This is a genomic window from Mesorhizobium sp. AR07 (assembly GCF_024746815.1).
GTDB lineage: Bacteria > Pseudomonadota > Alphaproteobacteria > Rhizobiales > Rhizobiaceae > Mesorhizobium.
On record NZ_CP080525.1, the window covers coordinates 2821490 to 2846199 of the forward strand.

Annotated in this window: 22 protein-coding genes and 1 pseudogene; 9 read left to right on the forward strand and 14 right to left on the reverse strand. The window is 62.1% G+C overall.

What is annotated here, in order from left to right:
* Positions 1-23: 23 nt before the first annotated feature.
* A complete protein-coding gene (cydC, locus tag BPNPMPFG_RS14485; protein WP_258596103.1) occupies positions 24-1679 on the reverse strand; it encodes a thiol reductant ABC exporter subunit CydC in 1656 nt (551 codons plus the stop codon).
* Positions 1676-3448, reverse strand: coding sequence for a thiol reductant ABC exporter subunit CydD (gene cydD / locus BPNPMPFG_RS14490; RefSeq protein ID WP_258596105.1), 1773 nt, complete (start codon positions 3446-3448; stop codon positions 1676-1678). The genes cydC and cydD overlap by 4 nt, the downstream gene beginning before the upstream one ends.
* A gap of 169 nt (positions 3449-3617) precedes the next feature.
* On the opposite strand from cydD, the gene BPNPMPFG_RS14495 reads away from it, so the two are divergent.
* The 4 genes from BPNPMPFG_RS14495 to BPNPMPFG_RS14510 all read left to right on the forward strand — a co-directional run bounded on the left by BPNPMPFG_RS14495 (position 3618) and on the right by BPNPMPFG_RS14510 (position 7291).
* The gene (locus BPNPMPFG_RS14495; protein WP_258596761.1) at positions 3618-5198 is read left to right on the forward strand and encodes a cytochrome ubiquinol oxidase subunit I; all 1581 of its coding nucleotides are present in this window, start codon (positions 3618-3620) and stop codon (positions 5196-5198) included.
* 17 nt (positions 5199-5215) lie between these two features.
* Positions 5216-6364, forward strand: coding sequence for a cytochrome d ubiquinol oxidase subunit II (cydB, locus tag BPNPMPFG_RS14500; RefSeq protein ID WP_258596106.1), 1149 nt, complete (start codon positions 5216-5218; stop codon positions 6362-6364).
* A 13-nt stretch (positions 6365-6377) separates the two neighbouring features.
* Entirely contained in the window at positions 6378-6521 is a 144-nt protein-coding gene (gene cydX, locus BPNPMPFG_RS14505; RefSeq protein WP_258596107.1) for a cytochrome bd-I oxidase subunit CydX, read from the forward strand.
* A 62-nt stretch (positions 6522-6583) separates the two neighbouring features.
* Positions 6584-7291, forward strand: coding sequence for a CBS domain-containing protein (locus BPNPMPFG_RS14510; RefSeq protein WP_258596108.1), 708 nt, complete (start codon positions 6584-6586; stop codon positions 7289-7291).
* A gap of 103 nt (positions 7292-7394) precedes the next feature.
* Here BPNPMPFG_RS14510 and BPNPMPFG_RS14515 read toward each other — a convergent pair whose 3' ends face one another.
* The 5 genes and pseudogenes from BPNPMPFG_RS14515 to BPNPMPFG_RS14535 all read right to left on the reverse strand — a co-directional run bounded on the left by BPNPMPFG_RS14515 (position 7395) and on the right by BPNPMPFG_RS14535 (position 11946).
* On the reverse strand, positions 7395-7946 hold the full coding sequence (locus BPNPMPFG_RS14515) for a substrate-binding periplasmic protein (RefSeq protein ID WP_258596109.1): 552 nt from the start codon (positions 7944-7946) through the stop codon (positions 7395-7397).
* Between the two features lie 83 nt (positions 7947-8029).
* Positions 8030-8770 carry a GntR family transcriptional regulator gene (locus BPNPMPFG_RS14520; RefSeq protein ID WP_258596110.1) on the reverse strand — a complete coding sequence of 247 codons (741 nt, stop codon included), beginning with the start codon at positions 8768-8770 and terminating at the stop codon, positions 8030-8032.
* 25 nt (positions 8771-8795) lie between these two features.
* Positions 8796-9179 carry a VOC family protein gene (locus BPNPMPFG_RS14525; RefSeq protein ID WP_258596111.1) on the reverse strand — a complete coding sequence of 128 codons (384 nt, stop codon included), beginning with the start codon at positions 9177-9179 and terminating at the stop codon, positions 8796-8798.
* 20 nt (positions 9180-9199) lie between these two features.
* Positions 9200-10771, reverse strand: a complete 1572-nt coding sequence (locus tag BPNPMPFG_RS14530; RefSeq protein ID WP_258596112.1) for an AMP-binding protein — start codon at positions 10769-10771, stop codon at positions 9200-9202.
* A 7-nt stretch (positions 10772-10778) separates the two neighbouring features.
* A pseudogene (locus BPNPMPFG_RS14535) lies at positions 10779-11946 on the reverse strand (acetyl-CoA acetyltransferase).
* 429 nt (positions 11947-12375) lie between these two features.
* Here BPNPMPFG_RS14535 and BPNPMPFG_RS14540 point away from each other — a divergent pair.
* The gene (locus BPNPMPFG_RS14540) at positions 12376-13011 is read left to right on the forward strand and encodes a transglutaminase-like cysteine peptidase (protein ID WP_413776852.1); all 636 of its coding nucleotides are present in this window, start codon (positions 12376-12378) and stop codon (positions 13009-13011) included.
* Positions 13012-13048: 37 nt separating this feature from the next.
* Here the strand turns inward: BPNPMPFG_RS14540 and BPNPMPFG_RS43160 are convergent, their stop codons facing one another.
* Complete coding sequence (locus BPNPMPFG_RS43160; protein ID WP_413776853.1) at positions 13049-13258, reverse strand: KUP/HAK/KT family potassium transporter; 210 nt, start codon at positions 13256-13258, stop codon at positions 13049-13051.
* A 560-nt stretch (positions 13259-13818) separates the two neighbouring features.
* Between BPNPMPFG_RS43160 and BPNPMPFG_RS14545 the strand changes: the two genes are divergently transcribed.
* The 3 genes from BPNPMPFG_RS14545 (at position 13819) to BPNPMPFG_RS14555 (ending at position 15902) form a co-directional block, all read left to right on the forward strand.
* Entirely contained in the window at positions 13819-14079 is a 261-nt protein-coding gene (locus BPNPMPFG_RS14545) for a hypothetical protein (RefSeq protein WP_258596113.1), read from the forward strand.
* A 340-nt stretch (positions 14080-14419) separates the two neighbouring features.
* Positions 14420-15175, forward strand: coding sequence for a CDP-diacylglycerol diphosphatase (locus BPNPMPFG_RS14550; protein ID WP_258596115.1), 756 nt, complete (start codon positions 14420-14422; stop codon positions 15173-15175).
* A gap of 313 nt (positions 15176-15488) precedes the next feature.
* Positions 15489-15902 carry a hypothetical protein gene (locus BPNPMPFG_RS14555; RefSeq protein ID WP_258596117.1) on the forward strand — a complete coding sequence of 138 codons (414 nt, stop codon included), beginning with the start codon at positions 15489-15491 and terminating at the stop codon, positions 15900-15902.
* 260 nt (positions 15903-16162) lie between these two features.
* On the opposite strand, the gene BPNPMPFG_RS43165 is transcribed toward BPNPMPFG_RS14555, so the two are convergent.
* Complete coding sequence (locus tag BPNPMPFG_RS43165; RefSeq protein ID WP_413776854.1) at positions 16163-18232, reverse strand: oxidoreductase; 2070 nt, start codon at positions 18230-18232, stop codon at positions 16163-16165.
* A gap of 271 nt (positions 18233-18503) precedes the next feature.
* On the opposite strand from BPNPMPFG_RS43165, the gene argE reads away from it, so the two are divergent.
* Entirely contained in the window at positions 18504-19673 is a 1170-nt protein-coding gene (argE, locus tag BPNPMPFG_RS14570; protein ID WP_258596118.1) for an acetylornithine deacetylase, read from the forward strand.
* Between the two features lie 24 nt (positions 19674-19697).
* Here argE and BPNPMPFG_RS14575 read toward each other — a convergent pair whose 3' ends face one another.
* Genes BPNPMPFG_RS14575 through BPNPMPFG_RS14595 form a run of 5 tightly spaced genes read right to left on the reverse strand, consistent with a single transcriptional unit; the run spans position 19698 to position 24621 of the window.
* Complete coding sequence (locus BPNPMPFG_RS14575) at positions 19698-20633, reverse strand: LysR family transcriptional regulator (RefSeq protein WP_258596119.1); 936 nt, start codon at positions 20631-20633, stop codon at positions 19698-19700.
* 48 nt (positions 20634-20681) lie between these two features.
* Positions 20682-22172 carry an aldehyde dehydrogenase gene (locus tag BPNPMPFG_RS14580; protein ID WP_258596120.1) on the reverse strand — a complete coding sequence of 497 codons (1491 nt, stop codon included), beginning with the start codon at positions 22170-22172 and terminating at the stop codon, positions 20682-20684.
* Between the two features lie 21 nt (positions 22173-22193).
* Positions 22194-22868: a DUF1028 domain-containing protein gene (locus tag BPNPMPFG_RS14585; RefSeq protein WP_258596121.1), complete on the reverse strand. Its 675-nt coding sequence runs from the start codon at positions 22866-22868 to the stop codon at positions 22194-22196.
* Positions 22865-23290 carry a RidA family protein gene (locus BPNPMPFG_RS14590; RefSeq protein WP_258596122.1) on the reverse strand — a complete coding sequence of 142 codons (426 nt, stop codon included), beginning with the start codon at positions 23288-23290 and terminating at the stop codon, positions 22865-22867. The genes BPNPMPFG_RS14585 and BPNPMPFG_RS14590 overlap by 4 nt, the downstream gene beginning before the upstream one ends.
* 56 nt (positions 23291-23346) lie before the next feature.
* Positions 23347-24621, reverse strand: a complete 1275-nt coding sequence (locus tag BPNPMPFG_RS14595; RefSeq protein WP_258596123.1) for a flavin-containing monooxygenase — start codon at positions 24619-24621, stop codon at positions 23347-23349.
* Positions 24622-24710: the final 89 nt, after the last annotated feature.

Sequence of the window (24710 nt, forward strand, 5' to 3'; positions counted from 1 at the left end):
GGCAGCGGAAAGCCGCCCGTCGCTCAAGCAGTCTCCAGCCGTCCATCGACGATACGAAGTATGCGATCAGCCGCACCCAGCGGCAGTGCGGCATGCGTGGCAAGGATGACGGTACGGCCCGCCGTTGCCGTGTTGAGATCGGCCAGGAATGCCAGCTCTGCTTCCCGATCGAGACCCGATGTCGGCTCGTCAAAGGCGAGGATCTCCGCTTCCGACAGCAGCGTCCGCGCCAGGCAAAGCCGACGTGCTTGACCGACGGACAAGGTTCGCCCGGTTTCGCCAATGAATGCGCTGAGCCCCTCGGGCAGCCCACGCACGAAATCCGCAAGCCGGGCGCTGGCCAGCGCATGCCAGAGTGCGGCATCGCTTGCTCCGGCACGGCCAATCAAAAGATTCTCGCGGATGGTCCCCAGCACAACAGGCGAGTCCTGGCTCAACAACGAAACCCTCTCGTGCAGATCACGCTGGGCGACGGTGCGGATGTCCGCGCCGCCGATGGAGATCGTTCCGGCTTGTGGGTCGTGCAGGCGCAACAGCAGAGCGAGGACGGTCGACTTTCCCGAACCGCTCGGGCCGATGATCGCGATACGGCTGCCCTGCTTCACGCAAAGGTCGAGGCCACGCAACACAGGGCGTCGGGGGTCGTGACCGAAGGTGACGCTTTCAAAGCGCACGTCGCCGTTGGGCAAGCGTTGCCGACAGACCGGGTCATTGACCATGGGCTTGCTGGTCGAGATGGCCTTGAGCCTTGTGGCGGCGGCGGCGGAGACACCCAATCTGGCCACGCCGCGGACGACCGCGCCGATTGCCTCGAAGCTGGCGATGGTGCCGAGTAGCAGACCCGCCAGAAGTGGACCGTTAATTGCACCGGCGTGAACGGCGGCAATGCCGAACCATAGCACGCTTATCATCGCGGCACCCGCAAGCGCCTGGGTGACTGCTGCCGCCAGCGTGCCGGCCATTCCCAATCGGCGCCGCGCGGATGCGAGCCGCGCCGCCGAACCCGCAAAGGATGCACGCGCCGTCCTCGTTTCACCAAAGGCGATCAGGTCGGCGTGACCGTCAATGCCATCCAGCACTGCGATGCGCGCCTCAGCGGACGCTTCGACGAGCTCCGTTCCCATGCGACGAGATGCCAGGATCAGCACGACCGGCATGGCCAGGACGGCGAGGCCAACCAATACGGCATAGGAAAGGCCCGCCGCGGGGATGAAAGCCCACAACGCGGTCGCCATGCCCGTACCAAGCACAAGCGCGGCGAGCATGGGACCGATGGCGACAAGAAATACCGTATCCAGCGCATCGACGTCAGCGGTCAGGCGACTGACGAGATCGCCATGGCGAAGGCTGCGATCGGCCAGCGGCACGCGTGGAAACAGGCTGGCAAACAGCCATCCCCGCAGATCGGCCAGAAGGCGCAGGGTCGTGTCGTGACCGAAGACCTTCTCGCCATAGCGCGACAGGATTCGAATGAAGGACAGCCCGCGTATCAGTGAGGATGGACCGAACAGGTTGAAACTCGCGGCGGCCGTTGTCAGCGCCGCCGCCGTCAGGAACCAGCCGGAAACCGAAAGAAGCGCAATCCCGGCGGCGAGCGTGAGGATGGACAACAACAGCGTCCACCCCAGTCGCGCGACGTGGCGCTGAAACAAGGGGCGGAAGAACCAGAACGCCGTCATGCCACGCTCTCCAATGCCACTGCCGGCCGCGCGGCACGCACATGCGGCCCCGGCAGGACCTTCGCCCCGACAATCCTGTAAACGTTGCCCATCCGCGCGGCGACGGCCGCCGAATGCGTTGCCACGATCATCGTCCTGCCGACAGCGAACGCCATCAGGGCATCGAGGACCTGAGTCTCAGTCTCGGCATCAAGATGCGCGGTGGGCTCGTCGAGAAGGATGAGGCCGGGGTCGCGCAGGAAAATCCGGGCAAGCGCCACGCGATGCGCCTCGCCGCCCGAAAGCCCGATACCACCCTCCCCGATCAGCGTATCGAGGCGATCCGGCAACGCGATCGCGAAAGGCAGCACCTCGGCGCGCCGGGCGGCTTCGTGTATTTCGGCATCACTGGCGGACCTACAACCCAGTCTTATGTTTTCGGCGATCGTGCCGTGGAACAAGCGCGGCCGCTGGCCAAGAAAGGCGATACGCGCCCGCAATTCAGGCTCAGCAATGTCAGCAAGGTCCCGACCGTCCAGCCGGATCGTGCCATCGACCTCCCGCATGCGGGCAATGGCCTCGAGCAGCGTCGACTTGCCGATGCCGCTCTCGCCGACCAGCGCCACATGTCGCCCAGCAGGGATCAGGAGCGACGTGCTGTCGATGACGAGGCGGCGAGAGTCCGGGGTGCGCAAGGAAACGCTGTCCATATCCACGGCAACTGGCGCGGCTGACGGGCCTGTGAAAGGCCGCTGACTGATCGCTTCGGGCGTGGCGAATTCCGGCAGGCCGTCGAATTGCCTGGCCAGTTCAGCCACCGCCGCCTTGGCAGCGGCACGGTCATGATAATGCGCCGCCAGCAGTCGCAGCGGCTGATAGACTTCCGGTGCCATCAAAAGGCAGAACAGCCCTGCCTGAAGCGTCAGCACCGAAGGGCGAAGATCGACGAAGCCGAGGAAGGTCAGACCGACATACAACGCCACCCCTGCCACTCCGAGTGCCGCGAAAAACTCCAGCACCGCGGACGACAGGAAGGCGATCTTGAGGACAGCCAGGGTGCGCAAACGCAGACCCTCGCTCGCCAGCATCACCGCACGGGTCTCGCTTTCGGCGCGGCCAAACAGCTTCAGGGTCACGATTGCGCGCAAGCGATCGGCGAACAGGCCGGACAGACGCGTAAACGCTTCGGCTTGCGCCCGGCTGGCGGCTTCGGCGCCCCAACCAACCAGTGCCATGAAAAGCGGGATCATCGGTGCGGTGACAAGAAAGAGCAGGCCCACGACCCAGTCGAAGGGCAGAACCATGACGGCGAAGGCGAGCGGCAGGATCGCCGCCTGTGCCATCGCCGGCAGGAAGCGGACAAGGAAGCCATCCAGGGATTCGATCTGGTCAATGATTGCCGAACTCAGCGCTCCCGATGACCGGGCGGCCGTCCAGTCGGGCCTGTGATCGAGCAAGGTCGCGTGAAATGCCGATCGCAGCAAGAACTTGATGCGCTCAGCGGCCACGATGCCGCAGCGCTCGGCTACGATCACAAGCCCAATGCGAACGGCGAAAAGGCCGGCAATGCCTAGCACGGGCGTCAGCAGAGCATGCGGCGAAGCGCCTTCGACGATCGCGCGATGAAGAACCGAAGCAAGAAGATAGGCCTGCCCGACCAGCAGCAAGCCCGAAATCAGAGGCAGCGCGACCGCGACGGCCATCGGGGCACGCGCGTGCCGCCACAGACGCATCATCCAGCGCCCTTGGTCGCGGAACGCCTCAGTCTGTTTTGAGCCTGTCTGCTGCATTCCGCTTGCCCTGCTGTCACGGCACCGATCCGCACGTTGCCACCGGTAAAGCTATTGCCCCCAGGCGCGGCGGATCGCTTTGATCGAGATCAATGCCGGTCCCATCGCCACGGCCTAGCTGAAGAGACGCCCGGCAAACGGCCGGCATCAATCGGGGCAGGCAGGCATGATCGATTTCACCGTTGTCGACCTTTCACGGCTGCAATTCGCAGCCACGGCGATGTACCATTTTCTGTTCGTGCCGCTGACGCTCGGCCTCTCTTTCCTGATGGCCATCATGGAGAGCGTCTATGTCATGACAGGCCGCGATATCTGGCGGCGCATGACGCTGTTCTGGGGCACGCTGTTCGGAATCAATTTCGCCATGGGCGTCGCTACCGGCATCGTCATGGAGTTCCAGTTCGGCATGAACTGGAGCTACTACAGCCATTACGTCGGAGACGTTTTCGGCGCGCCGCTCGCGGTCGAAGGGCTGATGGCCTTCTTCCTCGAGGCGACATTTATCGGCCTGTTCTTCTTCGGATGGGACAGACTGTCGAGGGTCGGCCACCTCACCGTCACATGGCTGGTCGCGCTCGGGGCCAATTTCTCGGCGCTATGGATCCTGATCGCCAATGGCTGGATGCAGAACCCGGTCGGCTCCGTCTTCAATCCCGATACGATGCGGATGGAAGTCACCGACTTCATGGCCGTGATCTTCAATCCGGTGGCGCAGGCCAAATTCGTCCACACGGTGAGCGCCGGCTACACCACCGGCGCCATGTTCATGATGGCCATCAGCGCATTCTTCCTGCTGCGCGGAAAACACATCGAGCTCGCCAAACGATCGATGGTGGTCGCGGCAAGCTTCGGCCTCGCCTCGGCACTGTCGGTCGTCGTGCTTGGCGACGAGAGCGGCTATGTGGCAACCGAACAGCAGAAGATGAAGATCGCCGCGCTCGAGGCCATGTGGGAAACGGAACCCGCGCCGGCAAGCCTCACGCTTTTTGCCATCCCCGGCAAGGACGGCAACCGCTTCGAGATCAAGATTCCTTGGGTGTTGGGCCTGATCACCACGCGCAGCCTCAACACCGAGCTCCCCGGCATCCACCAGCTCGTCGATCACGCCGAACAACGCATCCGCAACGGCATCATCGCATCGGCCGATCTCGACACGATCCGCAAGGACCCTGCCGACAAGCTGGCGCGCGCGGACTTCGCACAAAATTGGCACGATCTTGGCTATGCGCTTCTGCTCAAGCGCTATCGTGACGATGTGCAGGCTGCGACGCCCGAGGACATCCACAAGGCCGCGCTCGATACAATCCCCGATGTCGCCACCCTGTTCTGGAGCTTCCGGATCATGGTCGGGCTTGGCTTCTACATGATCCTGTTCTTCGCCACCGCCTTCCTGTTGAGCGCCCGCAACAAGCTCGGCGAGAACCGCACCCTGCTCAGGATCGCGCTGTTCAGTCTGCCAGTCCCCTGGATCGCGATCGAATCTGGGTGGCTGGTGGCGGAATATGGCCGGCAGCCCTGGGCGATCGAAGGCGTGCTTCCAACCTTCTACGCCGCATCGGGGCTGACGCTGACGGACCTTGCAATCAGCCTGGGTTTCTTCCTGACGCTCTACACCAGCCTTCTGATCGTCATGGTCATTCTGATGGTCAAGACCATCAAGGCCGGCCCCGGCCCGCAGGATGTTACCGCCGATGGCTTGGATGGCGCAGTCAAAATCCCCGAGGGCGCATTCGCCCGACCCGTCCGCTGAGCGAGGAGCACGCAACCATGAACACGATCCCCCTCGACTACGAAACCCTCAGGCTGATCTGGTGGCTTCTGCTCGGCGTCCTCCTGATCGGCTTTGCCGTCATGGACGGTTACGATCTTGGCGTCGGCGCGCTGCTGCCATTCGTCGCTTGCAACGACGACGAAAGGCGCGTCCTGATCAACCTGCTCGGCCCGACCTGGGAAGGCAACCAGGTGTGGCTTGTGCTGGGTGGTGGCGCCATCTTCGCCGCATGGCCGGCACTCTATGCCGCATCCTTCTCCGGCTTCTACCTGGCCATGATCACGGTCCTGTTGGCGCTGATATTGCGACCGGTCGCATTCAAGTTCCGCGGCAAGATCAAGGATTCGCGCTGGCGTGCTATCTGGGACTGGGCATTGTTCATCGGAGGCTTCGTGCCGGCACTGATCTTCGGCGTCGCGGTCGGCAATGTCCTGCTTGGCGTCCCTTTCAACCTCGATGCCACGCTCAGGCCCTCTTACGCGGGTAATTTCTTCGGCCTGCTGCGCCCCTTTGCGTTGGTATCGGGTCTGCTCAGCGTCGCCATGCTGGTCACACACGGTGCCGTTATCATCGCGGCGCGAACCGAAGGCACGGTCTCCATGCGGGCAAGGGTCTATGGCCGCTACGCCGCTATCGCGAGCATCGTCCTTTTCGCTCTTGCCGGGCTATGGGTGTCGTTCGGGATGGACGGCTATGTCGTTACCAGCACACAGGATCATTTTGGCCCATCAAATCCGCTTGGCAAAATGGTGACGACGGGCACCGGCGCATGGCTCGCCAACTATAGTGCCCATCCATGGATGATCATCGCGCCCGCTCTCGGCCTGCTAGGCTCGCTAGTCGCCTATATCGGTTTGAAGGGCGATGCCTGGAAAACATCCCTACTCGGAAGCACCCTGGCCATCGTCGGCATCATTTCGACCGCAGGCCTATCGCTCTTTCCCTTCCTGCTGCCAAGCTCGCTCAATCCGAATGCAAGCCTGACCGTCTGGGATGCATCCTCCAGCCACCTGACCCTGTTCGTCATGCTGCTGGCGACCATCGTCTTCCTGCCGCTGATCATCGCCTACACCGCGTGGGTCTACCGCGTCATGCGCGGCACCGTCACAGCCACTTCGATTGGCCGCAACCCGAACGCCTACTGAAGGATTGAACGTCATGTGGTATTTTTCCTGGATCCTCGGGGTCGGCCTCGCCTGCTCCTTTGCCATCCTCAACGCCATGTGGTTCGAGATGCGCGAGGACCGCCGAACCGTAGCCCTACATGCGAGCAGGCCCGGCACCGGCGGTCACGATCGATGAGCGCCCCAATGGCCAACACCGACCAATGACGAAATTCTGCAGGACGTTTGAAGGACACGAACATGCAAGTCGAAGCAGTCATGACATCACCAGTCGTCGGCATCGAACCATCAGCGTCGATCGCCGATGCGGCAAGGCTGATGCTCTCCAAGAAAATCAGCGGCCTTCCTGTCATTCGAAGCGACGGCGCTCTGGTTGGAATTGTCAGCGAAGGTGACTTTCTGCGCCGGGGAGAACTGGGTACGAAACGCAAGCGTTCGCGTTGGCTCGAATTTCTTGTTAGCCCCGGGAAAGTTGCCGACGAATACATCCACGCCAACGGGCGCCGGGTTGCAGAGGTGATGTCGGACAGCGTCGTCACGACGACCTGCGATGCATCCCTTGAGGACGTCGTCGAATTGATGACCCGACATCATGTCAAACGGCTTCCGGTCGTTGAAGGCGGGAGAGTTGTCGGCATCATCGCTCGTTCAGACCTATTACGTGCATTGCTTCGCGTCCTGCCAACCTCGGATTCGTCGGGCATGGGCGACGAACAGATTCGCCAGAACATAGTCGCTGAACTGGCTGGCCAAATCTGGTCAGGCACGAGCATGATCCACGTCAAGGTCGACAAAGGTGTCGCCGAACTGAGCGGAGCAATCTTTGACGAACGCGAGCGCCTGGCGGCTCGTGTCGCAGCCGAAAATGTCGTGGGAGTCAGAGCCGTGACAGACCACCTTTTCTGGGTTGAGCCTGTGTCTGGCATGGTAGTCGATCCGATGGCTTGAGACGCGACACGTTCTGAATGCACCTGCTTACGGTGAAGTAGTCAAATACGTTCCCTCACCGGAGAGGAAAGCCGTCAATGCAGCCTGCTCTGGCCGCTTCGTGCTACGCGCGGCAACGAAGTGCGAAACGCGGCGAGTCGGAGTGGGGGAAGGCACCCTCACCCAAGAGTGCCGTCAGCCGCCCGGAGATTTCGACTTCGATCCCGCCGATCCTCGATGGATCTCGAAACACCGTGACGGTCTCGATCAAGTCCCGCATCGCCTCTGCAGATTCGGAATCGCCAGTAGCAATGCCCTTTGCAAGCCCTGTTTGAAGCTGGCGCTTGACGGTGATCGCGATGTTGTCCGAGATCAGGTCGCAGCGGCTGGTATTCAGTGCCGAGATAATCCCAGAGATCGGCACTTCATAAAGTTCGATTTCCGGCACGCCCAGCGGTTCGAAGATGGCACGGACCATGTCGATGTCCGTGCCTTCCACCTTACCGCTGGTGGGGTTCTTGTAGGCGTATGGAACGTCGTTGGATGAGCAGACAACGACCTTCTTGGCCGCTTGAATGCGGCTGAGCGATTCGTCGGCAGCACTTGCGGCGGACGAGGCAAAGGCTGCGGCGGCGCAAAGCGACGCGGCGACCAGAAAACTGCGCTTAACTGACATGATCATTCCCCTTTTTGGTTATATGATTGATTGTTCATTGTTAACAATATTTTGCCGTGAAATGTGTCTCCTTTCGCTCGTTCCTAAGACGCCGAGAGACCGATATGGCCGCCGCGAATATGTTCTTCGGATCGGCCTGCCGCCTCGCGGAGCCATTCAACCAGACGTTCGCCATCTGCGGTGTTGTGTTGCGCGGCAAGCCGTTCGGCCTCGCCAGCCCGGCCTTCCCGCATCGCCGAGATAAGGGACTCATGGGTGACGATGTAGTCCTGCAGAGAAAGAAACTTGCTGACCAGGGACTGATAGAGGCGGACCTGGCCGGCGATCAGTGCGTAGTGTGCCTGCAGGGCGGAATGCTCGGTCAGTTCTGCGATCGTCAGGTGAAGTTGGAAGTCCGCTTCCACCGCGCGCGTCCGCACGCCGGACGTGACCGCCTTGACGACTTTGTCGTAGGCTTGGTCCAGCCGGCCCCGTTTCTCTTCGGTGATGGTCTCGGCGAGCAGCCGTGCAGCGAAGGCCTCCAACGTATTGCGTAGCGTGAACAGCTCCCACGCGTCGCGAGAGGTCAGCGACCTCACGCTGTAGCCGCGGTAGGGTTCCTGGACGATGAGCCCTTCGTGAACCAGAAGCCGCAGCGATGCGCGGATCGTTCCGCGGCTAAGCCCAAACGACTCGGCAATCACCTCTTCCGTCAGTTTCTCGCCGGGCGCAAACACGCCCGTCAGGATCGCGTCGCGCAGCTTGTCGGCGGCTTGCGCATCGAGACTGCGGCGGGTCACCTCCATTTGCGGAGCGGGTTTGCGATTCAGTTTGGGACGAGCCATGGAATGAGCCTTGAATGGATGCGGGTCAGGATGTGTAGCATGCAACTTCAATGAGATTCCTGTCTGGATCCCGAAAATAGACCGAGCGCATCGCGCCGCCTGCGCCGGTCTGATCCACAGGCCCCACCTCGATGGGAATCTTGAGCGCGCCCAATTCCTGCACGATGTCGTCGATGCCGCCTTCGGCTATGAGGCACAGATCGCCCGTCCCCGGCGCGGGAATGTCGGCATGCGGCGTATATTCGGCGCGATAAGGATGAAGGTTGATCTTCTGGTTGCCGAAATGCAGCGCATTGTAGGTACTGTCGAACACGACATGGCGCATGCCGAGCACATGCCGGTAGAAATCGATGGTCTGCGCCATATCCCTGACGGTGAGCACCACATGATCCAGACCTTTAATCTTCATTGTCGCCACCTTCTGCTTGGTCAGGCCGCGCGTTCGTGCTCTTCCGCGAGCCTTTTGATGATCTCCCGCTTCAGCACCTTGCCATAGGCGGACTTAGGCAGCTCCCGCCAGAACACCACATGGTTGGGAAACTTGTATCTTGCGATGCGGCCGTTGAGGCCGTCGATGACATCCTTCGCAGCAATCTCGCAGCCGGCTTTGGCGACCACCACCGCCACCCCGCATTCACCCCATTTTGGATGCGGCATGCCGACCACCGCCGCTTCGTCGATCCGCTCGTCGTCGAGGATCGCCTCTTCTACTTCGCGCGGATAGACGTTCAGTCCGCCGGAAATATACATGTCGGAAGCGCGACCGGTGATATGGAGAAACCCGCGCTCATCGAGGAAGCCGAGATCGCCGGTGTGGAACCAGCCGTGCCTGAAGGCTTTCACTGTCTCTTCCGGATCGTTGTGATAGCCGAGAAAAGCGGCTTGGCCACGAGCGCATATCTCGCCCTTTTCGCCGGAAGGAACGCGCCGACCATCGGCGTCAAGGATGGCGACCTCGACGCCGGTGCGGGGAACACCGCAGCTACCCACGGCCTCGTCTGACAAGTCGGACGCCGGCAACCCATGCTGGCTTGGTGACAACACGGTGATGTTCGCTGTGAATTCGCCAAGGCCGTAATGCTGAACCAGAACGTTTCCGAGCTTGGCAAGGGCGAGCGCCTGATCGGAGCGGAACATCGGCGCTCCGCCATAGTTCACATGACGCAGCGAACTATGATCATGCAAATCGACGGACGGGTGCTCGACAAGGGTCTTGAGAAGTGTCGGAACGGCAAAGAAGTTTGTCACCTTATGCTGCGCAACCGTCTTCCAGACCGTTTCGGGATCGAGCGACGCGCCGGTTAGGATGATCTGCGACGCCCCCCGCGCCACATGGGCCAGGGCATGAATCCCGGCGCCGTGCGACAGCGGCGTGATGACGAGCGAGGTGTCGCTCTCGCTGGTACCGGGAAACATGTCCGCCAGATGGTTGGCAACGACAAACGCCAACTGGCCATGCGTGAGCACGGCGGCCTTGGGGCGGCCGGTGGTACCCGATGTGTAGAAGAACCAGGCCGGCTGGTCCCGATCCACATCCGCCTCGACAAAGCGTTCGTCGCCGTATTCGACGAGTTGTTCGTAGACGAGACTGTCATCAAGTGCACAGTCAAGGCAGATGGATAACGGCGCCGGATCCAGCTCGGCGCGCGCCGCCTCGCAATGCTCCGCGAATTCGCTGTCGAAAACGATCGCCCGCGCCGATGCGTGTCCGGCCATGTAGGCGACCTCGGCCGGCGTCAGGCGGAAATTGACCGGAACCCAGATCGCGCCCAACTTGAAGCACGCCCATTTCACCTCGAAAGCGCGGTGACTGTTGCGCGCTTGGACCAGGATCCGGTCGCCTGGACTGATGCCGGATTTGACCAGTGCGTTGGCAAGCCGATTGACCCGCCGGTCGACCTGCGACCAGGTAAGAGTCCGCTCCGGAACGATGACGCCCGGACGATCGGCGAAGCGCCGTGCGTTCTGGGTCAGGAAATGGCCTATGTTGAAAGTCGACATCAGCGCCTCACCTGAGCGGTTCGAGGATAGTGGCGTAGTTGGCAACCGAAACGCCGCCCATGTTGAAGACCCCGCCCAGCGCAGCGTCCTTAACCTGCATGTCGACCCGCACCGCCGGTTACCTGCATGGCGGCGTTCACCAGCATCGAGACGCCGGTGGCGCCGACGGGATGGCCTCTGGCCTTCAGCCCGCCGAATGGGTTGACAGGGAGTTCGCCGCCCATTTCGGTCATGCCGTCCTTTATCGCCCGGGCACCCTCGCCTCGCGGCGCAATGCCCAGCGCCTCGTACTGGATGAGTTCCGAGATGGTGAAGCAGTCGTGCAGTTCGATGAAATCGAGATCGCGGGTGGTCAGGCCGGCTTGCGTCATTGCGCCGGACCAGGCACGCGCCGCTCCCTCGAAGGACGTAAGGTCTGACCGCCTCGACAATTGCAGGTAATCGCTGGTCTGGCACATGGCGCGCAGCGCCACGGCTTTCTTCATGCGCAATGCGATGGCGGCATCCGTCAGGACGAGCGCCGCAGCACCGTCGGAAATCAGCGCGCAATCGGTGCGCTTCAGCGGGCCTGCGACGACCGGATTGCGATCCGATGCGTTTCGGCAGAATTCGAAACCGAGATCCTGGCGCATATGCGCCAGCGGATTGGCGACGGCGTTTCGATGGTTCTTGGCAGCGATCCTGGCCAGCGCGTCGGACTGATCCCCGTATTTCTGAAAGTAGGAAGAGGCTATCTGTCCAAAGACGCCGGCAAAGCCGCCCTCGATCGACCTTGTCTCATCGACGTAACTCGCCTTCAGCAGCGCCGGGCCGACTGAGGCGCTATCTAGCGCCGTCATCTTTTCAGCACCGATCACCAACGCAAAGCGGGCCCGCCTCGATTCCACGGCGCGGGCCGCCTGATAGACCGCGGCCGAGCCAGTGGCACAGGCATTTTCAATCCTGGTCGCTGGCCTGAAGCGCAGATCCGGGCTGCCGTTCAGCACGAGGGAGGACGCAAAATCCTGTTCGACAAGGCCCGGATTGAAGGTGCCTACGAAAATCTCGTCGATCTCCCCAGCTTGAAGGCCGGCGTCGGCCATCGCGGCAGCGGCCACGCCTGCAATCAATTCCTCAAGGCCGGCGTCCAGCCTGCCGAATCTGGAGTGCGACCAACCAATGATGCATGTGAGCATTTCAAGCGCTTCCGGCTGCGAATTTCGAAGACCGTCGCGCGTTTTTAGTTAATTGTCAACAATTGATTTTAATTCACTCAAAACTCAGGATTTGGCTCGAGACTGAGGGGCATTCCGCTAACTGGACTTGGCAGCCGCTCTCTGCCCGTGTTGTGGCATCCACGCGCATACCAACCACACTGGTGCAGTGAACCGGAGTAACAGCCGATTCATGCCAATTATCTGCAATTGTAGGGATGGAAGTGGCTCAACGTTAACCTTTTATTAAACATTTAATTGACCTCGGCCGCCGTTTTGGGATTAGCTCATGGCTAATATGGGCGTTGCGGCGTGGTGGTGACGATGATGAGGCGTTGGCCTGTCGTTGGGATGTTTCCGATATTTCTTGGTTTGGCTTCGCTGGCAAATGCTGGATCCGTCGGGCCACAAATGGCCGCGCAACCCTACCCTTCTTCGTTCAGTAGTTACGCGATTGCCTTCGAAGCGACACAGCCTCGCAGCACGCCCATGGGTTCCGCGACCTTTGCCGCCGTCGGGGGGAAGACGAGCATTCCGTACGGCTGGGTGGATTTCTGCGGTCGGCGTCCGGAGCAATGCGAGGTCCCAGCCCTGCCGGCGGCGAACCTCAAGCTCACACCTGGGACCTGGAGCACCCTTGACCGCGTCAACCGGGAGGTGAATGGCTACATCGTACCGGAGAGCAATCTTGAGCATTGGGGCACGAAGCTGGATCACTGGGACTATCCGGTCGACGGCAAGGGCGATTGCAAGATCTACGCGCTGTTCAAGCGCAAACTATTGCTCGACGCCGGATTCCCACGGCAGACTTTGCTGATGACGGTTGTTTACGACCTGCACGGCGAAGGCCATGCCATCCTCACGGTGAAGACCGACAAGGGCGATTTCATCCTCGACAACCTCGTCAACAGCATTCGCTCCTGGGATGCCACTGGCTATTACTTTCTCAAGCGCCAGTCGCAGCAGAACCCCAACATCTGGGTATCGATCAACCTACGAGGCGACGCAGCTTTTGGATCCGGCAACAACCGCAACGCGGTGAATTGATCCTGAGCGAAGGCGCTGGCAACCGACCCTACGCCGGTCAAACTGGAATTTGCCGACCGATTTCGACAAGCCGATCGTTGGGCACTTTCAGGTAGTCGCTCATCTTCGCTGAATTGCGGCTCATGGCAGCGAATGGCTCCCTTTGCCAAGCGGGCAGGCCTGGGCGGCATAGAAAGGCTGAAAAAAGCGCGTTAGAACGCGACTGCATGATAGACGGCGTTCTCCACTGCCTTGCCACGCATTGCATCTTCCCTCACCTGATCACGACAGCTCCGTAGAACCGCGCTACCCGCTTCTGAAAGCGGAGTGGTCAAATTCCAGCCGCTTGAGGAAGGTCTGTCCCGACACCCCCTTGTAACCGAAGTCGGCGTTGGCTTAGGCCAGCGCCTTGACGTAATAGGTCTGCGCGGTGCCGTAGCGGTGCTGAGCCAATTGACCAAACTCCATAGGCTGGATCCGCTTGGGTCGGTGGTATGGTCGGTCATGGCCTGGACCGTCGGTGTTCCTTGCGGCCCTTGCTTGGCCGACCGCATTCTTGTCCTCGAGATTCGTTGACAAGAGCGAACGTGACTGCGTGCGCGAGCCTCATTGCGGGTGCGACCGGCGCCGCCAGAAGCCGGCTAGGCCCGGGCCCTATCCCTCGGCCACGCCTTGCTCCTGCGATAGACCGTCCGGTCCTCCGACACGTACTCGGCCTGCAAGGTGACGAAATCGGCGATGCCACCGATTCACGTCGGCCGACCGCAATATTACCAAACTGTAATGTTGCAGCAAGGTGTCAGACAGAATGCCTCGTCACAGTGTCCCATGGCCGATACGGGCCAAGTGGAGGAAAATAGAATGTACAAGAAACTTCTTTCCGCAACGATTCTGGCGATGCTCGCAACCGCTCCCGCGCTTGCGGCGACAGAATATTTCGTCGCCCAAAAAGCAAGCGACAAGACTTGTTCCGTCGCCAAGATCAAGCCTGACGGCAAGACCGCGATGATGGTCGGCAAGACGTCTTACAAAACCGAGGCCGAAGCGACGGCGGCGATGAAAGCAGCCGCCGAATGCAAGAAGAAGTAGGGTCTCGAAAAATGCCCGATGGCGCGCGTCGTGGCGGGTGCCTGTTGGCATAGGATTACGCTTCCATTAGCGTTGGGCGCGGATTACCGGCCGGCCGGGCGCTCTATCGCTCCGGTCAGGCCCGACAGCCCGATGGTAACCCCTGAAGGCTGTCGGGCCGTCCTTTGCTTCGATCGAAGTCGGCTTCCAGTCGCGATCCCGCTCCGGCTGCGAGGTTAACATCACCGATTGTGATTTCCTGACGGGAACGGAACTTCGCGCGCCCTGCGATTGTATGATGACCCGAACCATATCCTGAGAGATTCTCGCGCCGCTCGCTCCGGTCGTTTGAGAAGAAACAATGTTGCAGGGCTTCTTGCAATGCAGGGGTCTTCGGCTGTTCGTGACATTGTTGGTCGCTGTGTCAGCCACTGCCGGCTACGCTTTCTTCGAACGCAAAATATTATGGGAGGTGGTGCAGACCTGCGCGCTTGCAAGTGCGCGCCTTGGCGTTGCCTTCCCCTGCGAAGAGGTGATACTGAACAAGCAAGGGGATTATGGGTCGGTCCTCGTCAAATCACCTCTACACCGGACCGAGTTTCTGCTGGCGCCAATCACAGCAGTTGCGGGCTTGGAGAGCCCATCCGCCCGTTCCACTGATAGCGCCCAACTATGGAACCGGGCATGGGAAGCCCGACAGAAAGTTGAAGCAAGACTCGGACGCGGCCTGCCACGATCAGCCGTTGGCCTGGCGGTGAATTCCCGAATTGAGCGGTCCCAGGATCAGTTACACATCCACGTCGATTGCTTGCTAGCGTCGGTGGAAAGGACGCTTGCCTTGGATGGGCCGAAGAAAGACGCGCCTTGGCAACCCTTTCCACTGATGTTGAAGGGGCGACCATATTGGATAATGGCAGTGGATGAGCCGGATCTGCGAACCACTAACGTGGTCGGCCTGGTTGTTGCCGGTTTGCCTCAGGCACAACACGCTATGGATGATTTAAATGTTATCGTCGTCGGTGCAACGCTGGCTGACGCGAGGCCGGGATTCTACATTCTGGTGAACTGGGGAAAGGCAGCTGAGCGCCTCCTCGATCACAGATGTACATCGCGCTAGCCACCGCCTGGCGGTCAAAGCCGATCATTCGACCAACTTGCCCCTACCAGCGCGGCATCCGGCATCATGATCCTGGGGTCGGGGGTTCAAGTCCCTCTCCTGACTCGAACCTCCGGTGGCGAACGAACGCGCGCTAGATCAAGCAAGGCCCCGTCTCAAAATCCCTGACGACGGACATTGAGGATCACGTCAAAAGGCAGATCATGGCGCCGCGGCTCCATGGACAACCCTGCCCTCGCATTCTAAAAAGCGGTCGCGGGCACGCACCACATGAGTCGGACGCGGGCCGCGGTTTCAGTCCAGAGGGAAGAGCATGCGCATTCGGTCGATGATGATGGGTGCAGCCGCCTTGGTGGCGGTTGGGACGTTCGCTGTGCACGCGCAGGCCGAAGGGTTCGAAAACATCGTGCTGTCCGCAAGCAAGGACGCGAAAGAGACTCAGGCGACATTTGCGCCGGATACGGCCAAGATCTTCCTCTCCGCCGACCTGACCGACGCGGTGGCCTCGGGATCAAAGCTAACCGTGAGCTGGATTTCGGTGGATTCGGGCGGTGTCGCGCCGGCGAACTACAAGATCGACGAGGTCAGCTTCGAAATCGGCAAGATCGAAAACCATGTCGACGCCTCGATGACCAAGCCGGATGCCGGCTGGCCGGTCGGCACCTATCAGGTGCAGATCGCCGTTGACGGCACGATGAAGGAAGCGGTCGACTTTTCCGTGAAGTGACCGGGGCGCGCCAGGTGGCCCTACTCCACGAGTAGGGCGTCGCAGCCCGCCATCGACGCGCTTCAGATTTACTTTCAATGCCGGTAAGCCATACCATCCATTCAACAAAATCAAACAGTTGCGTGGGCAGTCGTGCGCGCGCAGCTCGTCCTTGTTGATGCAGCGGTCGACCCACTGGCCTCGACGGCCGACGCCCTGATGAGGCGCAGGCAGCTTTCGGCATTCGGGAACATACGCACGGAACAGGTGCGCCGGCGCACTTATTCCGCGGCCAACGCCGTGACCTCGCGACGGAAGGGCAGCGCATCGCCGATATCGGCTTCGTCCAGCTCGCGTGCGAAGCGGTGGCCGGCGTAAGTCGCCCAGGCGATCGGACCCGGCGCCTCGGCATCGCCGATGACCTTGATCGAGCGAATGCCGCTGTCGGCCCACGCCTCCCGCCGCGTCTTCAGTTCCTGCCAGACCCCATCGTCCTGTTGGCGCGACGTCACCAGCACCACGGCGTCCGCGGCGATGTCGTGCCGGATACCCGTATAGGCGCATGCTGTGGCAACGCCTCCCGGTACAATGCGCGTCACGGTCCGATTCAGCACGATCTCGACGCCGAGCTCGGCCAGCCGGCGATGGATGGCGCCCTGCTCCAGCGTGTTGCGGGTCCAGTCGGAGACATAGGCGGATGGCGTCACCAACGTCACCTTCGCGCCCTGGCGCGCCATCAGCTCGGCCAGAACGCCACCCATGTAGTAATGGTCGTCGTCGAACAGCACGACGTTGCCGGTCGGCACATTGCCACCCATCAAATCGTCCGGCGTGTAGACCGGCATGGCCGGATCCACCGGCATCGGCACGACATGCGCGCGCGCCACGCCGTCGCGGCGCCATGTCGAGCCGGTGGCGATGGCGATGTTTTGAAAGCCGAAATCCAGGATGTCTTCGGCCGACAACCGGCTTTCGAAATAGATGTCGACATTGGACATCTGGCTGAGCTGATACTGGCGATAGTCGCGCACGCGTCCCCATGCGGAGAGGCCAGGCAAGCGGCACTCGCGCGCCACGCGGCCGCCAAGTTCAGTGCCGGCTTCGGCGATGGCCACCTGGTAGCCGCGCTGGCCGAGTGCACGAGCGGCCTCCAGCCCGGCCGGACCGGCGCCGACGACCAATACGCTCTCGCTGTCGCCCTTGGCCTGCATCCGTTCCGGATGCCAGCCCTTGCGCCACTCCTCCATGAACGTCGGGTTCTGCGTGCAGCGCGAGATCGACATGGTCATGTCGCCGGTGATGCAGATGTTGCAGCCGATGCATTCGCGAATGTCCTCGATCCGCCCCTCTTCCACCTTCTTCGGCAGGAAGGGATCGGCAATCGATGGACGCGCGCAGCCGATGAAATCAAGCGTACCGGACCTGATCATCTTCACCATCACATCCGGCGACGTAAAGCGCCCGACGCCGACGACGGGCTTCGAGGTCAGCTTCTTGATGCCGGATACGAGGCTTTCCTGCGCGCCCTCCTCCTTGAACCGAGACGGCCCGGAGCAGTCCTCCCAGGCGCCATGCGCCAGATCCCAGAGATCGGGCAGGTCGGCGTGCATCTCGATCATGTCGCGCACTTCGGAATTGGCGAAGCCAAGCTCGCCGATCATCTCGTCCAGCGATAGCCGCAGCGTCAGGCCGCAGGTGTCGCCGATGGCATCCCTGCCCTCTTCGATCAGCTCGCGCATCAGCCGCGAGCGGTTTTCCAGCGAGCCGCCATATTCGTCGCTGCGCTGGTTGGTGGCGGTGGACAGGAAGTGCTGGATGATGCCGAAGCCGTGCGCGCCGTAGAGGCACACCAGATCGAAACCTGCCATCCTGGCACGTTTGAAGGCATTGCGGTGCCAGCGGCGCAGGTCGCGGATATCCTGCTTGTCCATGGCGCGCGCCTGAACCGGATCGTTGGTGAAGGTCCGAATGGGCAAGGCCGACGGTCCGCGTGGCACTTCCTTGGTGTAGAGGTTCGGGCCGTTGATGCCTGAATAGGCCAGCTGGATGCCGGCCAGCGCGCCATGCTGATGCATGGCCTTGGCCATCTTGGCCAGAGCCGGGATATCGGCGTCGTCCCACAGCCGGAGTTCGATGAAGGGCGTGATCTCCGAGGTATGGTGCATCTCGGTCTGCTCGGTGAAGATGACGCCCCAGCCGCCTTCCGATTTGATGCGGCGCATCTCGGCCGCGGCGGATGGATCGCGGTAGCCGCCGCCATTGCAATGCGGAACCTGATAGAAGCGGTTCTTGGCGGTCACCGAACCGATCTTCACAGGCTCGAACAGAATATCGTAGCGTGGATCGCGCATGGTGCTTCCTTCCTGCCAGCGTCGCATCGCGGCATGCGCGATCATGGGTTTGAGCCCTGGCGCAAGCCGGTATGCCCAGTGGGTAGATGCCGTGAACCTACTCATAAGTCGCGGCACGCCCTGGGAAACTACAGATTTCTTCTGTACCGATTAGGCGCGCCCTAATCGGCCTGGATTAGCATCCGGTGAATCCCGGCAGAGCCAAATGCGACTTCAAGGCCGCCACCGCGCGATGCTAGATAGCGCGCACGGGCAACGAGACATAAGACGCATGGACAGCATCCGGATTCTTGAAAAGCTGATCGCCTTCCCGACGGTGAGCCGCGTTACGAACCTCGACCTTATCGGCTTTGTGGCTGATATGCTCGACGCGCATGGCATTGCCTGCCAGATCATCCGAAGCGAGGATGGCCACAAGGCCAATCTCTTTGCCACCGTCGGACCGGCCGACGCTTCCGGCATCATGCTGTCCGGCCACACCGACGTCGTTCCCATCGACGGGCAGAACTGGACGCTGCCGCCCTTCGAGATGACCGAGCGCGACGGCAGGCTTTACGGACGCGGTGCGGCTGATATGAAGGGCTTCGTCGCCTGTGCGCTCGCGGCATGTCTCGCGGCCGCGAAAATGCCGCTGCGGACCCCGTTGCACCTGGCGCTCTCCTACGACGAGGAGATCGGCTGCATCGGTGTGCGCAGCCTGATCGACATGCTGCGGGCAGCCCCGCAACGGCCGCTGCTGTGTATCGTCGGCGAGCCGACCGACATGCGGGTGGCGACGGGTCACAAGGGCAAGCTTGCCGCACGCGCCATCTGCAAGGGACGCGAGGGCCATTCGGCACTGGCCCCGCTGGCGCTCAACGCCATCCATCTCGGCTGCGACTTCGTCGCCGCCTTGCGTCGGGAACAGGACCGGCTGGCGCGTGATGGCGCCCGCGACGGCGACTACGACATTGCCTACACAACCGTCCACGTCGGCAAGATGAACGCCGGCGTGGCGCTGAACATCGTGCCGAACCTCTGCCAGGTCGACTTCGAGATCCGCAATGTCGCGGCCGACGACCCGCACGAGATACTCGAACGCCTGCGCGCCGAGGCTTCGCGCATTGCCGTCGAAGCCTCGACCATCGCGCCCGAGGCGGCGATCGACATCGACATCACCAACACCTATCCCGGCCTGGATACGCCGGTCAGTTCGCAAGCCATCGCTTTCGTCAAATCGCTGACCGGCGCCAACGACACCATCAAGGTTGCCTTCGGCACCGAGGGCGGCCTGTTCAGCCGCGATCTCGGCACGCCGACGGTCGTGTGCGGACCGGGCTCGATGGCGCAAGGGCACAAGCCGGACGAATTCGTCAGCCTCGAGCAGATGCACCGCTGCGACGACATGTTGGAAAAATTGCTGCGCCGGCTGGCCGATCACCAGCTTCTTCTAGCGCACTGAGCGGCGCCGGTTTTACTGAAACGCTTAGCCGACTGCGCGCTCTGCGCCGAACACGCCTTGCTCGACCACAAAATGCCGGCAATGGTCGATGAACGCCTGGACGGTTTGCGTGCGATGTTCGGAGTTGGGCAGGGCGACGCCCATGGTCAGGGGCCGCAGGTCGCCGTCCAGCGGCACAAAGACAAGCGGCTTGCCATCCGGCGCCAGCGTGTTGAGCGGCCGCATATTGGCGATGCCGTAGCCGAAGCCGTTCGCCACCATCGAGCGCATGACCGCGATGTCGCCGGTGCGCTCGGCAATGTTGGGCCGGATTCCCCGTTGGTGGAACGCCGACAGGAAATATTCGCGACTGAACGGCAGGTCGAGCAACACCATCGGCTCGTCGGCCAGTTCCTCCGTCGTGATCGACGCCTTTGCCGCGAAGCGATGCCCCGCCGGCAGCATGACATAGGCCGGCACCAGCATCAGCGGCTCGAAGGTCATGTCCTGCGACAGCTCGAGATCGTAAGTCAGCGCAAGGTCGATTTCGCCGCGTTGCAGCATCTCGAGCAATTGCCCCTGATTGCGCTCGAACTGCCGCACGCGCACATCGGGATAGGCGCGCTCGAACCGCATGCGCAGAGCCGGCAGCACAATCTGCGCGAACGTCAGCAGGCATCCCACCGCCAGCGGACCGCGCACCTTTTCCGCAAAGTCGCCGGCAACGTCATGCAAGGCGTCGGCATCGTTGAGCAGCCGGGCGGCTTCCTTCAGGAAGACCCGGCCGCCAGCCGTGAGCGAGAGGCCGTGCGAATGCTTGCGGACAAAAAGCTGAACGCCGAACTCGGTTTCCAGCTGGGCGATGGAGGCCGAAATCGATGGCGGCGAGACATTGACCTGTTCGGCCGCCTTGGCGATGGAGCCCGCCTCGCCCACGGCGACGAAATATTCCAGCTGTCTGAGCGTGAAGCGTAGCGGCATGCTGGCTATGTTGCCGGTTTGGGTGCTTCGATCAAGCCTTGGCGCCCATCAGTATTTGATCCATGTCGTTTTGAGCGCGGTGTATTTGTCGAGCGCATGCAGCGACAGGTCGCGGCCGAAGCCGGATTGCTTGAAGCCGCCGAACGGGGTCATCGGGCTCAGCGCGTCGACCGTGTTGACGGAAACCGTGCCGGCATGGAGCCGGCCGGCGATGCGGTGCGCACGCGACAGGCTGTCGGTCCACAGCGATGCTGCCAGCCCGTATGGGCTGTCATTGGCGATACGGATCGCCTCGGCCTCGTCGTCGAAGGCGATGACCGACAGCACCGGACCGAAGATCTCGTCCCGGGCAATCATATCGGCAGGCGCGACATCGTCGAAGATGGTGGGCTGGACAAAGCTGCCGCGCCCGTTGACCGTGACCAGATCGCCGCCCGCGACCAGGCGCGCGGTTTTCTTGCCCGCCTCGACGAACCGCATGACATTGGCCGCATGGCGGGCATCGACCATGGCGCCCATTTTCGAAGCCGGATCGAGCGGATCGCCGGGTTGCATGGCCGTCGCGCGCCGCACCAGTTTGTCCACGAGAGCATCCTTGATGCCGCGTTGTACGAGCAAGCGTGAATTGGCGGAACAGACCTCGCCCTGGTTGAAGAAGATGCCGAAGGCCGCCATATCGGCCGCCGCATCGAGATCGCTGCAATCGGCAAAGACAAGATTGGGGCTCTTGCCGCCGGTTTCCAGCCAGACCTGCTTCATGTTCGACTGGCCGGAATACTGCAGGAACATCTTGCCCACTGCAGTCGAACCGGTGAAGGCAAGGCAATCCACATCCATATGGCGGCCGAGCGCCTGGCCGGCGGTTTCGCCGAGGCCTGGCACCACATTGAGCACGCCAGCCGGCAGGCCCGCTTCAACAGCCAGTTCCGCTAGCCGGAGCGCCGACAAAGGCGACTGCTCGGCTGGTTTCAGCACCACCGAATTGCCCGCCGCCAGCGCCGGCGCGCACTTCCAGGTCGCCATGTCGAGCGGGAAATTCCACGGCACCACCGCGCCGACCACGCCGAGCGGCTCGCGTCGCACCAACACCAGATCGCCTTCGCCGGTCGGCGCCACTTCGCCATAGATCTTGTCGATGGCCTCGCCATACCATTGGAAGATCGCGGCCGAGCCGGGAACGTCGACCGTGGCTGCATCCCTGACGAGCTTGCCCATGTCGAGCGATTCGAGCAGGGCCAGTTCATGCAGGTTTTCGCGCAGCAGCTGCGCCAGCCGCAGCAACACCTCCTTGCGGTGCGCCGGGCTAGTACGTGACCAGACGCCGGCGTTGAAGCTGCGCCGTGCAGCAGCAACGGCCAGATCGATGTCTTCCTCGCCACAGGACGCCACCTCGGCCAGCACTTCACCGGTTGCCGGATTGACGCTGGCGAAGGTCCGGCCTGAACGCGCCGCAACCGTCTTGCCGTCGATGAACGCCCTGTCGCGAAACCGGATCGCGGACGCTTTGCCGATCCAGTCCTTGTGGCTGAGTTCGCTCATCGCAGGCATCCCCTGTCTTGACTATTCATCGCCCGGCACGCCGTAGCTCGGCGCATCGGACGGGTTTATCGCGCGGGTCACATAGGCATCGAGTTGCGGCTTGTAGATTTCCCACAGCCTCGCCAGTTGCTCGATCGGGCAATCGTCGGTCCAGTCGCAGCGCAGGTCGGCGACCGGCCACGCGACCTCGCGCACCAGCTTCATGCCGGCCGAATGGACCGGGCCGGCCTCGCCACCCGCCTTCAGCGCGGCGCGCATGGTCGCGATGAGGCGGTCGCCCAGATGCCCTTCCGATGCCAGAAAGGCCTCGACCATGGCTTGCGGCACGCCGTCATGGGCCAGCATGTTGCCGCCGCAGGCGACATTGTCCGCATGCGCTTCAGCCCAGATGCCAAGCGCCCTCGGGCCGGAATGGATCGCGGTCGTCCCGGCGGCATCGACAGCCAGCACCTGCCGGTATTCGCTGTAGGCGCCGGTGCGCTTCAGGATGGCGACCGCCTCGGCGGCCGACGCGCCGCGCGCCAGCAATTCGAGTCCCCGCAACCCAAGCGTCGGATCGGTGACGTTCTGGCTGGCAATGGCGCCGACGCCCGCCTGCGCATAGGCGCAGCGCGCCGCCACCGCAGGGGACGAGGACGATACCGCGACCCCGAACATGCCGGTGCGCTCGCACCGCGCGACAATGGAAAAGGTCATGACTGCTCATCCGGGATCACGGCGGTGCCGTCGATCTCGACCAGCCAGTCCGGCCGCGCCAGGGCTTGCACGACAAGGCCTGTCGAGACCGGATGCACGCCCTTGATGTACTCGCCCATGGTGCGGTAGACCGCCTCGCGATGGCGCACGTCGGTGATGTAGACCACCACCTTGACCAAGTGCTCCATGGTGCCGCCGCACTCTTCGATCAGCTGGCGGATGTTCTGCATGACCTTGTGCGTCTGCTCGACCGGATCGTGGCTGTCGATGTTCTTGGCCGTGTCGAGGTCCTGCGGGCACTGACCACGCAGATACACAGTTCTGCCGCCCCGCGTAACGACCGCCTGACACAGATCGTTGTCGAGCTTCTGCTCGGGATAGGTGTCCTTCGTGTTGAACTTGCGAATTCTTGTATGCGCCATCTTGGTCTCCGTCGGATCAGGCTCGAGGTCAGGACGTCCGTTTCAGTTGCCGTTGCCTATGCCACCTTGGTCTCGCGTATCGCGGATGCGTGATAGGCTAGGTATTTGCGCTGCGTGGAAATATGGTCCGCCACATGCTGGGCGTCATGCCAGACGCCCCAGATGAAGCTGGAACCCCTGCGCGATTGCCACGGCAAGCCCAGGAAATAGATCCCGGGTTCGATCGAAACGCCGCGCTGATGCTTCGGCTTGCCTTTTTCGTCGAACACATCGACGCCGAGCCAATTGTAATCGACGGTAAATCCCGTAGCCCAGATGATTGAGCTTATTCCGGCTTCAGCCAGGTTCAGATCGAGAATGGGATCGGTCACGCATTGCGGATCAGGCCCGATCTTGCGGGCATCTGGCTCTTCGGGAAGGTCGAGGCCATTGCGGGCAACATAGACGTCGGCTTCGTCCAGCACCGACATGTAGTTCGCATCGCCGCGCGCGATATTCCTGGCCAGATCGGGTGCGAAGACCATGACACCGTCCTTGTACGATTCCGTCCGGCCAACCAGCGTCATTCCTTGCCCGGCAAGACGCCGGAAGTCGATCGTCTGGCCGCCACGCGCACCGCTCACCGCGATGGTGACATGTTCCGTGCCAGGCGCCGGGGCTTGGGCGTCCCATTTGCCTAAAACCCCCAGCCACCAGCAGAAGTCACGCTCGCGATAGGCCCGCGGCGGCCGATCATGCGGCCCGACCGAGAGGTAGACGCGTCGTCCCGCGCGCTGAAGTTCGTCCGCGATCTGCACCCCAGAAGACCCCGAGCCAACCACCAGCACCGCCCCCTCGGGCAACTGGCCGGGATTGCGATAGGCGCTGGAATGGATCTGCATGAGCCCGGCATCTCCGGAGACGATGGCCGGGACGACGGGATGCTGGAAAGCTCCGGTGGCGGCAACCACGCTTCTGGCCTCGATCACGCCATCCGAGGTCTCGACCTGGAAACCGGGCCGGCCGACCAGCCTTTGCACTTTCCTGACCTCCACGCCGCAGCGGACAGGGGCGGCGATCATGTTCGCATAGGCGACAAAATAATCCGCCACCTTTTCCTTGGCGATAAAGGCGTCGGGGCCTGCATCCGGAAACTCCATACCCGGAAAACGGTCGTGCCAGGCCGGACCATTGGCAACCAATGAGTCCCATCTTTCGGTGCGCCAGCGTTCGGCGATACGCTGCCGCTCGAGGACGAGATGAGGCACGCCGCACTTGCTCAGATGTTCGCTCATGGCCAACCCGGCCTGGCCGCCACCGACAACGAGCGTGTCTACCTTTTCGACTGGCATTTCAGCGGCCCTTTCTGGCTCTTCCCGAGAGTTTCTGCGCATGCGACGGAGGTCTGATCTTTGGTTTAACGGAGGGACCGGGCAGCGAA

Coding starts and splice junctions, on each gene's coding strand:
- cydC (WP_258596103.1), bottom strand. CDS start 1,679: ATGACGGCGTTCTGGTTCTTCCGCCCCTTGTTTCAGCGCCACGTCGCG.
- cydD (WP_258596105.1), bottom strand. CDS start 3,448: ATGCAGCAGACAGGCTCAAAACAGACTGAGGCGTTCCGCGACCAAGGG.
- cydB (WP_258596106.1), top strand. CDS start 5,216: ATGAACACGATCCCCCTCGACTACGAAACCCTCAGGCTGATCTGGTGG.
- cydX (WP_258596107.1), top strand. CDS start 6,378: ATGTGGTATTTTTCCTGGATCCTCGGGGTCGGCCTCGCCTGCTCCTTT.
- BPNPMPFG_RS14510 (WP_258596108.1), top strand. CDS start 6,584: ATGCAAGTCGAAGCAGTCATGACATCACCAGTCGTCGGCATCGAACCA.
- BPNPMPFG_RS14515 (WP_258596109.1), bottom strand. CDS start 7,946: ATGTCAGTTAAGCGCAGTTTTCTGGTCGCCGCGTCGCTTTGCGCCGCC.
- BPNPMPFG_RS14520 (WP_258596110.1), bottom strand. CDS start 8,770: ATGGCTCGTCCCAAACTGAATCGCAAACCCGCTCCGCAAATGGAGGTG.
- BPNPMPFG_RS14525 (WP_258596111.1), bottom strand. CDS start 9,179: ATGAAGATTAAAGGTCTGGATCATGTGGTGCTCACCGTCAGGGATATG.
- BPNPMPFG_RS14530 (WP_258596112.1), bottom strand. CDS start 10,771: ATGTCGACTTTCAACATAGGCCATTTCCTGACCCAGAACGCACGGCGC.
- BPNPMPFG_RS14540 (WP_413776852.1), top strand. CDS start 12,376: ATGGCCGCGCAACCCTACCCTTCTTCGTTCAGTAGTTACGCGATTGCC.
- BPNPMPFG_RS43160 (WP_413776853.1), bottom strand. CDS start 13,258: ATGCAATGCGTGGCAAGGCAGTGGAGAACGCCGTCTATCATGCAGTCG.
- BPNPMPFG_RS14545 (WP_258596113.1), top strand. CDS start 13,819: ATGGCCGATACGGGCCAAGTGGAGGAAAATAGAATGTACAAGAAACTT.
- BPNPMPFG_RS14550 (WP_258596115.1), top strand. CDS start 14,420: ATGTTGCAGGGCTTCTTGCAATGCAGGGGTCTTCGGCTGTTCGTGACA.
- BPNPMPFG_RS14555 (WP_258596117.1), top strand. CDS start 15,489: ATGCGCATTCGGTCGATGATGATGGGTGCAGCCGCCTTGGTGGCGGTT.
- BPNPMPFG_RS43165 (WP_413776854.1), bottom strand. CDS start 18,232: ATGCGCGATCCACGCTACGATATTCTGTTCGAGCCTGTGAAGATCGGT.
- argE (WP_258596118.1), top strand. CDS start 18,504: ATGGACAGCATCCGGATTCTTGAAAAGCTGATCGCCTTCCCGACGGTG.
- BPNPMPFG_RS14575 (WP_258596119.1), bottom strand. CDS start 20,633: ATGCCGCTACGCTTCACGCTCAGACAGCTGGAATATTTCGTCGCCGTG.
- BPNPMPFG_RS14580 (WP_258596120.1), bottom strand. CDS start 22,172: ATGAGCGAACTCAGCCACAAGGACTGGATCGGCAAAGCGTCCGCGATC.
- BPNPMPFG_RS14585 (WP_258596121.1), bottom strand. CDS start 22,868: ATGACCTTTTCCATTGTCGCGCGGTGCGAGCGCACCGGCATGTTCGGG.
- BPNPMPFG_RS14590 (WP_258596122.1), bottom strand. CDS start 23,290: ATGGCGCATACAAGAATTCGCAAGTTCAACACGAAGGACACCTATCCC.
- BPNPMPFG_RS14595 (WP_258596123.1), bottom strand. CDS start 24,621: ATGCCAGTCGAAAAGGTAGACACGCTCGTTGTCGGTGGCGGCCAGGCC.